Genomic DNA, 13,030 nt, shown 5'->3' with positions numbered 1-13,030 from the left:
CATCCCTACTCGCGCGGGCTGTTGACGATCTCGCCGGCGGCGACCTTCTTGAGGTGCCGCCCGTAGACCGACTTGCCGTAGGCCTCGGCGGCCCCCTTGAGCCCCTCGGTCGTGATCCAGCCGTTCTCCCAGGCGATCTCCTCGGGCACGGACACGGGCAGGTCCTGGGAGTGCTCGACGGCGCGGACGAACTCCGCGGCCTCGTGCAGGCTCTCCATGGTGCCGGTGTCCAGCCACGCGTAGCCTCGGCCCAGGGTGACGACGGAGAGCGTCCCCTCCTCCAGGTACATCTGGTTGAGCGTGGTGATCTCGAGCTCGCCGCGCGCGGAGGGCCTCACCTCGTGGGCCTTGGCGGCCACGTCGCCCGGGTAGAAGTACAGGCCGGTGACGGCGTAGGAGCTCTTGGGGCGCTCGGGCTTCTCCTCGATGGAGACGGCCCTGCCCTCGCCGTCGAACTCCACGACGCCGAAGCGCTCGGGGTCGTCCACGTGGTAGCCGAAGACCGTGGCGCGGCCCGACTCGGCGTTCTGGACGGCGCGCGTCAGGTGGCGCGACAGGCCGTTGCCGTAGAAGATGTTGTCGCCGAGCACGAGGGCGCACGGCTCGCCGGCGATGAACTCCTCGCCGATGGTGAAGGCCTGCGCCAGGCCGTCCGGCGAGGGCTGCTCGGCGTAGGACAGGTTGACGCCGTAGCGCGAGCCGTCCCCGAGCAGGCGCTCGAAGTTGGGGAGGTCCGTCGGCGTGGAGATGACCAGGATGTCCCGGATGCCCGCCAGCATGAGGGTGGACAGCGGGTAGTAGATCATGGGCTTGTCGTAGACCGGCAGCAGCTGCTTGGAGGTCACGAGCGTGAGCGGGTACAGGCGGGTGCCGGACCCGCCGGCGAGGATGATGCCTTTCATAATAATCCTCTCGATTGACAATCGTTGAGCAAAAGCCGCCGATTACTGAAGCACAGTTAATTAAATTATACGCACCGGCAGCAACCTCCCCGTCATCTTATTTAAATCGGACAGCAGAAACACGCAACTCTTTCTGCATTTCTAGCGAGGCAACAAATGAATAAGTACAATGAGCAGTGTCCAACAAACGAAAGGTAAACAATGCGAGTCGAAACAACCGGAGTATGCAGAGGAAACTGGAAAATCTACCAGCAGCTTAAGATTGAAGGCATCCATAAAGGCTCCAGCGTAACAGCCCAGGCGGCTACAGAAGATAACCGCTGTTTACCTTTATCCCTCCTAAAATTCCGAGACAATAGCTGTAACTCGGACTCATACGTCCTCGTAATCCCCGACCCCGATGCTCGCACCATCAAAATTGAGTTTAGCGAAATCGGCCAAGACGGTCGCACCCTGAGCAGCGACTCCCTTTCGCTCAATTGCAAGAACATCAAATGGGAGTCTCGCCTTAATTACAAAATTAAACCAGACATGTGCAGCAAACTCCGAAACTACGATGACGTTTCAGAGTTTGACATGGCAACGATTGATTTCTGGCAGTGCATCGAAGATTCAAGCGACTATATCCTTAGGTGCACGGTGAGAACACCTTATCGTAGCGACTCCCAAATCAAACTTCGCTGTCTCGATCGAGCCCTTAATGAAGTTAATTTGAACATGGTCGATTTCGGATCGAACGTAACAAGCGTTGGATTTACGTCTGAGAAAAAGCAACTTGAAACGCAGCTTTCGATTCGCATGCCAAAAGCGTTCGATCGTTACTACTTTATTATTGACGATCAAAATCATCCATCATTCAGTGCATTTGACTGCTTAACGCCCGAAAAATTAGGCTTGCTTCTTGAGGAGACCAACTTCCTCTTTACCCATGCTCAGTTTGACCCTGAATACCCCGAATGGTTTACGGAGCATAAGGCAACCATCGGCGCTCTGGAAAAGCAGAGAAAAATCGTCTTCAACAGCGCTCCGAAATTCAGCATTATTGTCCCTCTTTACAACACACCCATTCCGTTTTTTAACGATATGACCGAATCCGTAAAAAACCAGTCTTATGCAAACTGGGAGCTCATCCTAGTTAACGCAAGTCCCGACAATCAGGAACTAAAGGCTCGCGTTGAGCAGGAGACGGCCCACGACAGCAGAATTAAATCAATTAACCTTACCGAGAATAGGGGCATTTCCGAAAATACAAACGCCGGCGTTGCCATCGCTTCGGGTGATTTCGTTAGCTTTTTTGACCATGACGACATTCTTGAACCGGACTTGTTGTTCTCATATGCCGAGGCAATTGAAAACAACGGTGACGTCGATCTCCTCTATTGCGACGAAGACAAACTCATGCCCAATGGGAAGTTGGCACAGCCATTCTTTAAACCGGATTTCAATATCGATCTGCTCAGAAATAATAACTATATCTGCCACATGCTTACCATCCGTAAGTCCCTACTTGACACTCTAGAACCGAATACGAAAGAGTTCGATGGGGCTCAGGATCACAACCTGACCCTCCGTGCTGTGGAAAAGGCGAGGGAGGTCCACCACGTTGCAAAGGTTCTATATCACTGGCGCTTAAGTGAGACTTCCACCGCAGCAAATGCCGATAGCAAACCGTATGCCACTATCGCAGGCATCAAGGCAGTCCAGAATCATTTGGACAGACTCGGGCTCAATGCCAAGGTCGAACAGGCACGTCGCCCCTTTACATATAAAGTAACCTACGCCGTGCCAGATTCACATCCGCTCGTATCGATTATCATTCCCACTAAAGACCACGCGGACATTCTGGATAACTGCATCACGTCAATTGTTGAAAAAACAACATATGACAATTATGAGCTTGTCATAATCGAAAACAACAGCACGGAAAAGGCAACATTCGATTACTACGATAATTTGCAAGCAAAATATCCTGATATCGTTCGTCTTGTAACTTGGGAACAGGAATTCAATTTCTCCAAGCTCATGAACTTTGGCGTGGCTCACGCCAAAGGAAACTATCTCTTACTGTTGAATAACGATACTGAGGTAATTACCCCCAATTGGATTGAAACCATGCTTGGCATCTGCGCACGTGAGGATGTTGGCGCAGTTGGTGCAAAACTCTACTATCCCGACAACACCATTCAGCACGCTGGCTTATGTGTCACTGGTGGCGTGGCAGGACATCTTTGTCAAAGCATGCCAAAGGATAACTGGGGCTACTTTGCACTCAACGATGCACAACAAGACTTCAGCGCCGTCACTGCAGCTTGCATAATGACCAAGCGTAGCGAATATGAGAAAGTTGGAGGTTTCACCGAAGAGCTTCAAGTTGCATTTAATGATGTTGACTTTTGCTTAAAGCTACGCGAGATCAACGACCTGATCGTATACACACCCGAAGTCGAGCTCTATCACTACGAGTCGATTTCTAGAGGCGTCGAAAACAATACGGAGAAGCAGATTCGCTTCCACAAAGAGGTCGCATACATGAATTATCGCTGGGCAAACTACTATGTCGAAGGCGATCCATACATGAACCCAAATTTCACCGTGGGAGAACCTGGAAATCGCTATTACCACTTGTGAGATCTAAATGCAGGGGAACAAATATGAGACTCTTTTCCGAGCTGGCTGAACGCAATCTCTTTTCGACATATGCGGCTGCTTTGGATTGGATTCTGAGTGACCATAAATTTAGCGTGAATCTATGGGATAACAAGAACAAAGTTCAGGCCTTCACCAAAGCCTTTCATAGGATGGAAGGAGTCTCTCAGGGTAGAGTCCACTACGAGCCGAAAAGGGGGACCACATTCCCACGACTCGGTGAATATCGACAGCATAATAAGTTGTTTACGTTCTATATCGCTAGGGGCAATTCCGAAGCGAGAGATCTAATTCGTCACATTCGAAATGGAATAGCTCATGGACATATTCATGTTCATGAGCTTGATGGCGAATTGATTGTCGAACTGCTCGATTTCGGGAAAGAGTCCAACCAGCCCGATCGCCAAACGGCATATATGGTTTTTCCTCTGAGGTTCCTGAATGACATTTTCGAGTTGTACCACCAAAAAGAACAGCAGTGGGTCCGAAATGTAAATCGCAAATAGCTTGCTTAGCTAAACAATCATTTAAGCGATTATTTCGGATAATCTTGTTTTCCAGACCGTCTAGTAAGGTGATTATTACGCGGTGTGAGCACCGATTGCGTGCCGAATGTTGGTGTAAGGGGCCGCTTCCCTGACCGTAAATAGCAGGAAGTGGCTATCGCCTAGAATTTGAATTGCTTAGGTTCAGATTCACGGAAAGGCGATAACCGCATATTGACAAGATACACGAGATTGCCGGCGACGGCGCCCTCATGCCGAGATTCGATGACGGCATTGTCAACATGTCCGAGCTCATCAGGGCGATGGCCGAGTCGCTGGTCAACGAGATCATGGACGCCCTAGGCCGACGACGCCTGCGAGGCCGGCAACCGGCGAAACGGCTACCGCGAGCGCAAGCTCGCCACAAGCGTGGGCACTATCAGCCTCAGGATACCGAAGCTGCGCTCGGGAACGTACTTCTCCGAGGACCTGATCAGCCGATACTCGCGCGTGGACCGCGCGGTGAGATCGGCGGTTTCCGAGATGGTCGCCAACGGAGTGTCGACCAGGAAGGTGAAGCGCGTGGCGCAGTCCATGGGCATAGACCGCATGAGCGCCAGTCAGGTGTCGAGGATGTGCTCGTCGCTGGACGAGTCGGTCGCCGACCTACAGGAACGGGATTTGTCGGACGTCAGCTACCCCTACATCTGGCTCGACGCCACCTACATCAAGCGCAGGGACGCAGGACGCGTGCAGTCGACCGCGCTCGTGACCGCCATCGACACGGAGACCTATGACGGCTGGAAGTCGTTCCTGCTTTCGCTGCGCGCACGCGGGATCGACGGCGTCATCTGCGTCACCAGCGACGCCCATGAGGGGCTCAAGCGCGCCATCCAGGAGGTCTTCCCCGGCGCCGCGCGGCAGCGCTGCATCGTGCACCTGATGCGCAACGCCGCCGGCAACGACCAGGCAGAAGAGGGGCGCCGTGCTGGGCATCCGGAAGGCCGTGTTCGCCGAGCGCGACACCAAGCTCGTGCACGGGCTGTACCAGCTGGCCACCGAGCAGATAGAGGGCTTCTGCCCCAAGGCAGCCGAAGTTCTGGTCATGTCTGCGGTCGATCAGCTCGAGCATGAACCGGCGCTGTTCCTTGCTGAGCGGGTCGAGGAGCCATTCGGCTATCACTTCGGGCTCTGTGCCGCGTGCATTGAGGATCTCGAAGATGGTGGAGGAATCTTCATCGCTCGTAGATGTGATTTCTCGTAAGAAGCGTTAATGACTGCGTTCCGAAACGCCAACAGTTCTTCGTCGTCCAAGGTCTCGCTCAGCTGGAAGAGCTCGAACCAATGTAGGAAGTCACTGAGCCTGGAAGCCTAGCGCTTCCAAGATTCCTGCCTCACCCCGATTGCTTGACCCCATCGTTTTTAGGCACTGAAAAATGAACTGCAATAAGAAACGGTATCGCTACCAACCAATCACACAACACAGGGACGCAAAGAAAGACATCAGAATCATAGCTACAGGAGGAATGACGGGAGAAAAATTAAAACGCTGCGACACACAATCAATTCGGGCCCGAGGTGCACACAAAGAAATGAACGCCGGAACAAGCACCGGTATCAAATATCTCGGTTGCACACCTGCGACCGAAGTGTCGCCAACGGGCGTGTAACCGACATAAAGCGCCGTGCACACCAAAGAGACACTTGCGACAACAAGCGCAAGGGTCCACATACGAAGGACAGGTGTTACAGGGTTTTTAGAGGAATCACCTTCGACATTAAAGGCGCTCGTATAAATACAGAGAAAGGGCAGAGTGGAAAGAAATGGAAGCGATACTGCAACATTGCCCATATAAGCATATGAAAGAGAGTAGTCATTCGATGAAGCGGGCGCGAGCAGATTGACCATAAAACTGAATAACGTACCGAGGAAGTTTATCGGATTATTCAGAATGTAGCGTATTTGTCCTATTCCACTGACCCCCTCGCCTCCCCTCACATCTCCCGCCTGCACAGCGGGGGAAAACAGCATCGGTAAGGTAAAGCTACACACCATTAGGGTGCCGAACAAAATCACCAAAGCCACATATAACTTCCGATGCTTCGAATTTTTAAATTTCGAAGCAGGCATGAACAGCATCATTCCAATTAACGGAAAATAAACAGCTTTTGCAGACAAGCCCAAAAAGAAACACGCTGTAATTGCGAAAACGCTTAATGGCGTCAACCTCTCATCCGGCTTCGACAACTCCCTTAGAACCAAAGCAACTGCAAGCAATAAGAAGCAAGTCACCCACGGATCATAAGAATAGTTCGAAGCAAGATAGACAGCATAAGGAAGTAGGGCAACCGTCGCAATCAAAGATTTCCATTTCGGAATATAGAGGATTGCAATGGCAGTCACGACAACATAAGCGAAAAGGTTGAACAGCCTTCCCAAGGCAAAACACGTAAGCAATGGAAGGGACAACAACCTCCCCAACCAAAGACCGAGAGCACAGGGAATATAAGCAATGGTCGAAATGTTCCTCAATGATTCACCGGTCACCGCAGCCACAAAACCAGAGGAACTATAAACTTCCCCTGAAGCTATCTGGGACAAATGGAGGTCATTCAGATCCATCTCCGCGTCATGCACCTCATCAAACTGAAGACTGTTATTTTCCACCCATGGAACCGCAACTAATTCAATTTCAGACTCGGTGAAGACGGGATCCCCCATATAGGACAGGCCCAGAGAACGAGCGTAATGAATCTGATCGTCCGGAGAAACAGCAGTGAGGTTCGGTAAGGCTGAAATCAAAAAACAGCCTAGCGAAAGCGCGGCGATGGAGAAGGAGGCTACGGTCTTGTATAGACCCGGTTTCACAATAAACCAAGGAGCGACACCTAGAATAATCACAATGCAGAGGTGAACAGTATGCACAAAGTATGCTCCAAGAAACGGCATCAGTACAGTGGACGCAACCGCCAACAGACCATTTACGGATAGAACGACTATGCACAAAACAACGATGCCCAGAACAGGGTTTGCAGCAAAAAATGCACGCACTCTTCCCTTGTTGGCCAAAGCGGGCTTTTTCACGGCGAGCAAGATAAAGGAGCTGCTGATAAATACAGCAAAGAAAAGAAGTACTAATTCTTTTTTACTCCAATCCATTATAGATAGCACGGACCTCCCTGGCGTACCCAGCACGGTTCCAGCTTCAAGTAAAATAGACAAAAGAGCCGAAAATGCGCAGACACTCAAGGCAAGACGAGGAGAAGCCTTTCCGAACAGTGTGCTTCGCTCGGAGGCAAGATAAAACCAAGCAAGAACCGCTAAACAAGCAAATAACGCAAGCTCCATGCACCAATAAAAGATTGCCGCCGCGACGTCATAGAGAACAAACAGTACTGCACCCGAGATAGCAAGCAGCACAAAGCACACAAGCGGAAGCGCGCTCAACCGATGCCCATCGGAACGTCTCCGTATTTGCGTCTTAACCATTTGAGCATGGCCGTGAACATTCGGAATCATCAAATCGTCTCCTGTCTGAATCTAAACTATGACCGTACGATGAGCATCAAAGAACACGACGGCAGAACCGATAGCGATACCCATTTTCAACAAGGCGGCCATCCCTCCCGCAACCAGAGCCGAACACCGTCTGCTGTCTGCTCAGCAGTCTCTTACTATTTCCTTCTCGATAATCGCAAGCCGCTGAGTCAGATTCTTTATGTTTGCTGCTTGTTTTGTCGCGATTACGCTAAGCATCGGCAAAAACGCAAGGAGAAGAAACAGGCCAAGGAAGAACACAAAATTCGTGGTCAACACGGAACCGAACAAATCGCCAATTGCACCAATGAAACCGGAGGAAATCGCAGCAATGAGGATTACCACCGACAAAGAAAGCCAGAAAAAGGAATAGCGTAAGGACAACTTGCCCTTGGATACGAGACGGATCACGCAGACGAAGAACACAATCGCAACAATGCGAGGAAGAGACACGGTCTCTCCTTTCAAGGGGCGAACGAATAATTGATATGACAAATTTAACGAAGCGCCTGCTCCTCAACAAGCTGGTTAATCCTCCGACGCAGCTTCGAGATGCTCACCGTGTTACTGAACTCTCGATACAGGAGCAATACAATCACGTAGAGGAACACGAAGTTTGCCGGGCTCTCAAATCCCAAAAGTGAAGACAGCCAAAAGGCAACTTGAGGGAAAGCGGCCAGCACAACGAAACTGAAGGCGAAGAAAAGCCAGAACACAGAATCCAGCACCTCAATCTGCGCTTTTCTCAGCTTCCTGATGACAAAATACAAAACCAAAAGCGCCCCGAGCAGGAGGACGGCCCTAAGCACAATAGACACTGTTCAATCACCTAAACCACTGAACGAAGAGAATGGAGATGCAAGCGCGAGCCATATAGGCAATCGATTTAGGGATGTTCAAATAGCTCTCCCCTGCCTGCCTCTCACGCATCTCAACCTGAACTTCACGAACCTTAGCACCCTTCTTAATCAGGTACGAAATAGACTCGGGCTCTGGGTTCAAAGAGTCGTCGTTTGCAAAACGCTCAATCATCTTCCTGTTAAACATGCGCATGCCAGAAGTCGGATCTGCGACTCGCTTGCCGGTAGTGAGCTTGATCGCAACCGTAATGATGCGCGAGCCGAGCATGCGTGCAGAAACCTCTTTGCACTTGTTTACAAAGCGCGAGCCGATAACAATGTCGGCGTCCTCGGCGATCGCAAGGTCGAGCATCTTGGACATATACTCCGGGCAATGTTGGCCGTCTGCATCAAACTGCAAGGCATAGTCATACCCATTGCGCAGCGCGTACTTCATCCCCGTCTGGAATCCAACTGTAAGACCAGAATTGACCGGAAGAGTGACATGATTGTAGCCACGGTCGAGACAGATTTGCTCAGTTGCATCCTTGGAACCGTCGTTTACCACGAGATAATCGATATCGGGCACAACAGAAACAAGCTCGTCAACTGTTCTCTCTAGAGATTCTTCCTCGTTATACGCTGGCACAATTACCAACACTTTTTTACTATTCAACATCCGCCAATCTCTCATAGACAACTCAACAAGAACTCGCCGCTACAATTGGTTGCTCTCCTGTCCTCGGCGATAGAATTTAAACAACAGCCTCGCAATAAAAGAAGGCCAAAACCGCTCGAGCATCGCGAGGTCCTCCTTTTCTCGCGTGTCATCCTTAATTAAGGCAGATGTCTCAGATTCTTGATGAATACGGTGGTGCATCAACACCTTGGAATCATAGTAAAAAGCACCAGGCAGCTTTGAAAAGCGCTCCCATGCCGCCCAATCGAGATTCGAGCGGAATTCTGCAATAAACGGAGGCATAGGCAACTTGCTCATATTCAACGTTACGGACGGGCAACAAATTGCAGATCCACAAGACAGAATTCTCCTACGCATCCATCTGGAGGTAGCAAATCTTCCGTCCCTAACGGGAGTAAGCATCAGGCGTTTGATTCGAAGTAGCTGGTTATCGTCAACCTTGGCACCATTCCTCAACTCACCATAGTTGGTAAAGAAGATGAGCAGATTGTCCATCTTATTCGCAGCAGTTAGAAGATGAGCCGCGTACTCAGGCTCATAGGTATCGTCCTGGTGCGCAACGGTGACAAGAGAAGTGTCAGCGCAACTTACTGCGTAATTCCAATCATCAGCGATCCCAGGATTTCCGTCCCGAACGTACAACTTAACGGAGTATCGCTTAGCAAGCTCACGCGTTGCATCGCACGGAGTCGAAGTGGCAATCAACACGTTGGTCTTTACAGTCTGCGCAAGCAAGGATTGAAGGCACTCTTCAAGAAAGGGGCTCTCTTTGTACGCGCAGAGCGCAAAGGTATGGTCAGAGGGACCAAATGTCATGAATCGCTCCCATTTAATCGTATAGGCATGCCTGTTCATTATACGTTCACCTTTGCACTCGTTGAAAAGGGCACTAAAATTACTAAGGTCTTTCGAACGAACGCTTCGCACGAGAAGGGAGCTGCATGCCCAACGTCCCCGCACCCTTGAGCACGAAAAAGAACGCGCTCTGGAACGCCGCTGGTTGCATTTTTTACCTTGGATGCCAGTGGCTTACAACCGTCCTGGTCGTTGTTCTGTCGACCGACTACAACAATTCCGGAGCGCTTGCATTTGCCATGTCCGTTGGCAGCATGTTTGCCTCCATCAGCCTATATAAAATGAGGACCTACCAGGTTTCCGACATTTCCTGCGAGCATTCCGCAAAAGACTATATTGGCTTTCGCTTCGTATCGATCTTATTCAGCTTGATCATGAGCTGCATCTACGTCGCTGCGATCAGCGACAACGTTTCCTTCCTGATCGCCACTTTTGTATTCCTCGTTTTTAAAATCGATGAGACCTTTGTCGACGTGCTCTACGGAGTCGACCAAAAGGGACAGCGCATGGACTACATCGGCAAATCCCAGTTCATGCGCGGAGTGCTATCCCTCGTCGGCTTCGTCGCCCCACTTGTAACGATCCACTCGCTGCCCGCCGCGATCATCGGCATGGCGTTTTGCTGCATGCTCGTGACCCTCTTCTACGATCTCCCCCACGCAAGACGATTTGGGGATATCAAGCCCAGCTTCGCTCACGAACATCTTGTCGAACTCGGAAAAGCATGTCTTATGCCGACAATCGCCAATTTCTTAGCAACGTCCATCGTTTCCATTGTACGTCAACGCTACGGCGTTCTTGCCGGACAAGAACTCCTAGGAATTTACGCCAGCATCGCGACTCCCGCAGTTCTTATACAGGCAGGCGCGACGTATCTCTACAGTCCACTTATTGGCACCCTAGCACACTCTTTGCAAAATGGGGGCGCAACAGCTTTCAAGAAGAGCTTCTTCAAGGTATTCGGCTTGCTCTTTGCATGCATGGCAATAGTTACGATCGGATTCTCATTCGTTGGTGGTCCCCTGCTCGAACTCGTTTACGGAAACAAAATCGAGTCCTATATGTGGATATTCCCATATGTTCTTGGAGCCACAACGTCAATCGCCATCCTGCTCTACGTAAACGACTCCCTCCTCATTATGCGCGACGGAGTCACCCAGATTGTCATCAACGCTCTTGCATTTGTCGTCATCGTCCTTACGGCGGACCACCTTATCACCGCCTTCGACATGAACGGCATCAACGTTGCCATTATTGCCGCATGCGTTCCCGCAGCGGTTACGGGTGCCATCAGAATTGCCACGAGCAAATAGGCTTCGTCGTCCGCCCCTCCCAACATACCGCCGCAAGCCGCTCCCTTAGCCACACGGGCACTTCGCTCGAAACACACCTAAATGCTGGCAGCATTTGATTGCACTGGAGACACACACGTATGGCTTCAGGAGTGGTTGTGTGAAGGGCGCGAGAGGGTGGACGTTGGTCTAACCGTGACGACGCAGGTTTGTTGTGTTCGGAGTTTGGTGGATGGTCCTCCGAGTCCATGGTGACTATATTCCCTTTCTTTGTTAGAATCATAGCTTGTTAATAATGCTTTGGAGAACAGATGAATATTCTATATACGGTCAATGAGGCATTTGTACCGCAGCTTGCAGCTTCAGTTGCTTCTGTTTGTGAGAACTCGTCTCCCGATGACGCAATCCACTTTTTCGTGTTCTGCGACAAGGTGTCACAGACGTCGAAAGAGACGCTGCGTTCTTTTTTGAATAAGTATTGTGTCGAGATTGATTTTATTGATATCGATGGTTTCATGGATGCTGGCTGCATTGACTTTGATACGCAGGGTTGGAATGAAATCGTACTCTCTAGGCTGCTGTTGGCAAGGTTTTTGGGCAGCGATATTCAACGCGTTCTGTATCTTGACGCAGACACAATGGTCAGGGGGAGCCTCAAGGAGCTCTGGGACGCTCCGCTGAATGAGCGCGGCTGCATAATTGGTGCATGTCCCGAGCCAACTGTATCGCCGAAACGCATGAAGGCCCTTGGACATGGAGGTAAGCCGTACTTTAATGCCGGAGTCCTTTTGATTGACCTTGAGTCCTGGCGTAGTAATGAGATTGAAAAGCAGCTTCTAGAGTGTCTGAAAGAGCGGGGAGCCGAGCTTTTTGCGAACGATCAGGATGCGATAAATCTTGTCCTTGATGACCGAATCATGCCTCTTCCAGTAAAGTATAATTATTGCAACTCCTTCTATTATTATCCGCTTTCGATGTTGAAACGGGTCTCCCCTTGGTTCGATCCCGACCCACGCCTGTATTCCGAGTGGATAAGCAACCCCGTTATCGTGCATTTCCTTGGCGAGGACCGTCCTTGGAGATTGGGCAACACGCATAGGTATTCAAATGAGTATCTCCAGAACCTCTCTTTGACTCCATGGAAGGGGCAAGGCATGGAAGATGGATGGCATTTCTACTATGCCGCTTGGTCTCTTTTCAATATGCTGACCGGTCCTTTCCCAATGTTTAGATACCGCCTTATTACAAATATGATTCCCTCTGTTATGAGGCTGCGCGCAAGAGGTAGGAGGAATCGCTGATGGCGGGACATTTAGACCGCACTTCTGAGGCTACTCCTGTTACGGAAGAGCTATCAGTTAAACAGAATATGGTTTGATATTCAAGGTTGCAGATTCGTGGGTTGATTTCCGATCTCAACCGAACACATTTAGCTGATGGCTCGCTCCCGCAGTTAACCGAACGCCCCCGAGGTCCTATCCGGGACCCGGGGGCGGCATTTTCCCAGTTGAAGGAATGGTGGAGATGTGTTTCGATGGGTCCGGTGGCCATGCCCCGCCCGCCGCCCGGCACCTCTTCCCAGACTCAGCCGGACGGTCGGTCCGTCTATTCCGTTTTTTCTCCTAGGCTAGGCCAGCGGGGCATCGCCCCTCTCTGCGCGCGTGTTAATGCCAATATAAAAAGGGCCAGTTACACCAACGTAAAAATCCAATAGCACCAAGATAGATGTGCCAACAGCGCCAACGCATTTTGCCCAACCGCGCCAACGAAGGT

Annotated in this window: 9 protein-coding genes and 1 pseudogene; 4 read left to right on the top strand and 6 right to left on the bottom strand. The window is 50.8% G+C overall.

Going from position 1 to position 13,030, the window contains the following annotated elements:
- Window positions 1-5: 5 nt before the first annotated feature.
- Window positions 6-902 carry a glucose-1-phosphate thymidylyltransferase RfbA gene (rfbA, locus tag ACTQXM_RS00975; protein ID WP_441537023.1) on the bottom strand — a complete coding sequence of 299 codons (897 nt, stop codon included), beginning with the start codon at window positions 900-902 and terminating at the stop codon, window positions 6-8.
- Between the two features lie 201 nt (window positions 903-1,103).
- Here rfbA and ACTQXM_RS00970 point away from each other — a divergent pair, with 201 nt between their 5' ends.
- Together ACTQXM_RS00970 and ACTQXM_RS00965 are read left to right on the top strand one after the other, a co-directional pair.
- Window positions 1,104-3,530, top strand: a complete 2,427-nt coding sequence (locus ACTQXM_RS00970) for a glycosyltransferase family 2 protein (protein WP_441536974.1) — start codon at window positions 1,104-1,106, stop codon at window positions 3,528-3,530.
- Between the two features lie 775 nt (window positions 3,531-4,305).
- Window positions 4,306-4,984, top strand: a pseudogene (locus ACTQXM_RS00965) (IS256 family transposase); the annotation flags it as partial.
- A 511-nt stretch (window positions 4,985-5,495) separates the two neighbouring features.
- Here ACTQXM_RS00965 and ACTQXM_RS00960 read toward each other — a convergent pair.
- From ACTQXM_RS00960 to ACTQXM_RS00940, 5 genes are all read right to left on the bottom strand, one after another.
- Window positions 5,496-7,553: a DUF2142 domain-containing protein gene (locus ACTQXM_RS00960; protein WP_441536973.1), complete on the bottom strand. Its 2,058-nt coding sequence runs from the start codon at window positions 7,551-7,553 to the stop codon at window positions 5,496-5,498.
- A gap of 141 nt (window positions 7,554-7,694) precedes the next feature.
- On the bottom strand, window positions 7,695-7,982 hold the full coding sequence (locus ACTQXM_RS00955; protein WP_373118413.1) for a DUF2304 domain-containing protein: 288 nt from the start codon (window positions 7,980-7,982) through the stop codon (window positions 7,695-7,697).
- 86 nt (window positions 7,983-8,068) lie between these two features.
- A complete protein-coding gene (locus ACTQXM_RS00950; RefSeq protein WP_117770621.1) occupies window positions 8,069-8,389 on the bottom strand; it encodes a DUF2304 domain-containing protein in 321 nt (106 codons plus the stop codon).
- 7 nt (window positions 8,390-8,396) lie between these two features.
- Window positions 8,397-9,104 carry a glycosyltransferase family 2 protein gene (locus ACTQXM_RS00945; RefSeq protein WP_117770622.1) on the bottom strand — a complete coding sequence of 236 codons (708 nt, stop codon included), beginning with the start codon at window positions 9,102-9,104 and terminating at the stop codon, window positions 8,397-8,399.
- A 24-nt stretch (window positions 9,105-9,128) separates the two neighbouring features.
- Window positions 9,129-9,965 carry a glycosyltransferase family 2 protein gene (locus tag ACTQXM_RS00940; protein ID WP_349111022.1) on the bottom strand — a complete coding sequence of 279 codons (837 nt, stop codon included), beginning with the start codon at window positions 9,963-9,965 and terminating at the stop codon, window positions 9,129-9,131.
- A gap of 86 nt (window positions 9,966-10,051) precedes the next feature.
- Between ACTQXM_RS00940 and ACTQXM_RS00935 the strand changes: the two genes are divergently transcribed.
- Together ACTQXM_RS00935 and ACTQXM_RS00930 are read left to right on the top strand one after the other, a co-directional pair.
- Window positions 10,052-11,278 carry a lipopolysaccharide biosynthesis protein gene (locus tag ACTQXM_RS00935; RefSeq protein ID WP_441536972.1) on the top strand — a complete coding sequence of 409 codons (1,227 nt, stop codon included), beginning with the start codon at window positions 10,052-10,054 and terminating at the stop codon, window positions 11,276-11,278.
- Between the two features lie 290 nt (window positions 11,279-11,568).
- Window positions 11,569-12,558: a glycosyltransferase family 8 protein gene (locus tag ACTQXM_RS00930; RefSeq protein ID WP_161160851.1), complete on the top strand. Its 990-nt coding sequence runs from the start codon at window positions 11,569-11,571 to the stop codon at window positions 12,556-12,558.
- Window positions 12,559-13,030 lie beyond the last annotated feature (472 nt).

This window comes from Collinsella sp. LCP19S3_D3 (assembly GCF_052121455.1).
In the GTDB taxonomy this organism is placed as follows: Bacteria; Actinomycetota; Coriobacteriia; order Coriobacteriales; family Coriobacteriaceae; genus Collinsella.
This window is presented reverse-complemented; position numbering and strand designations above follow the sequence as displayed.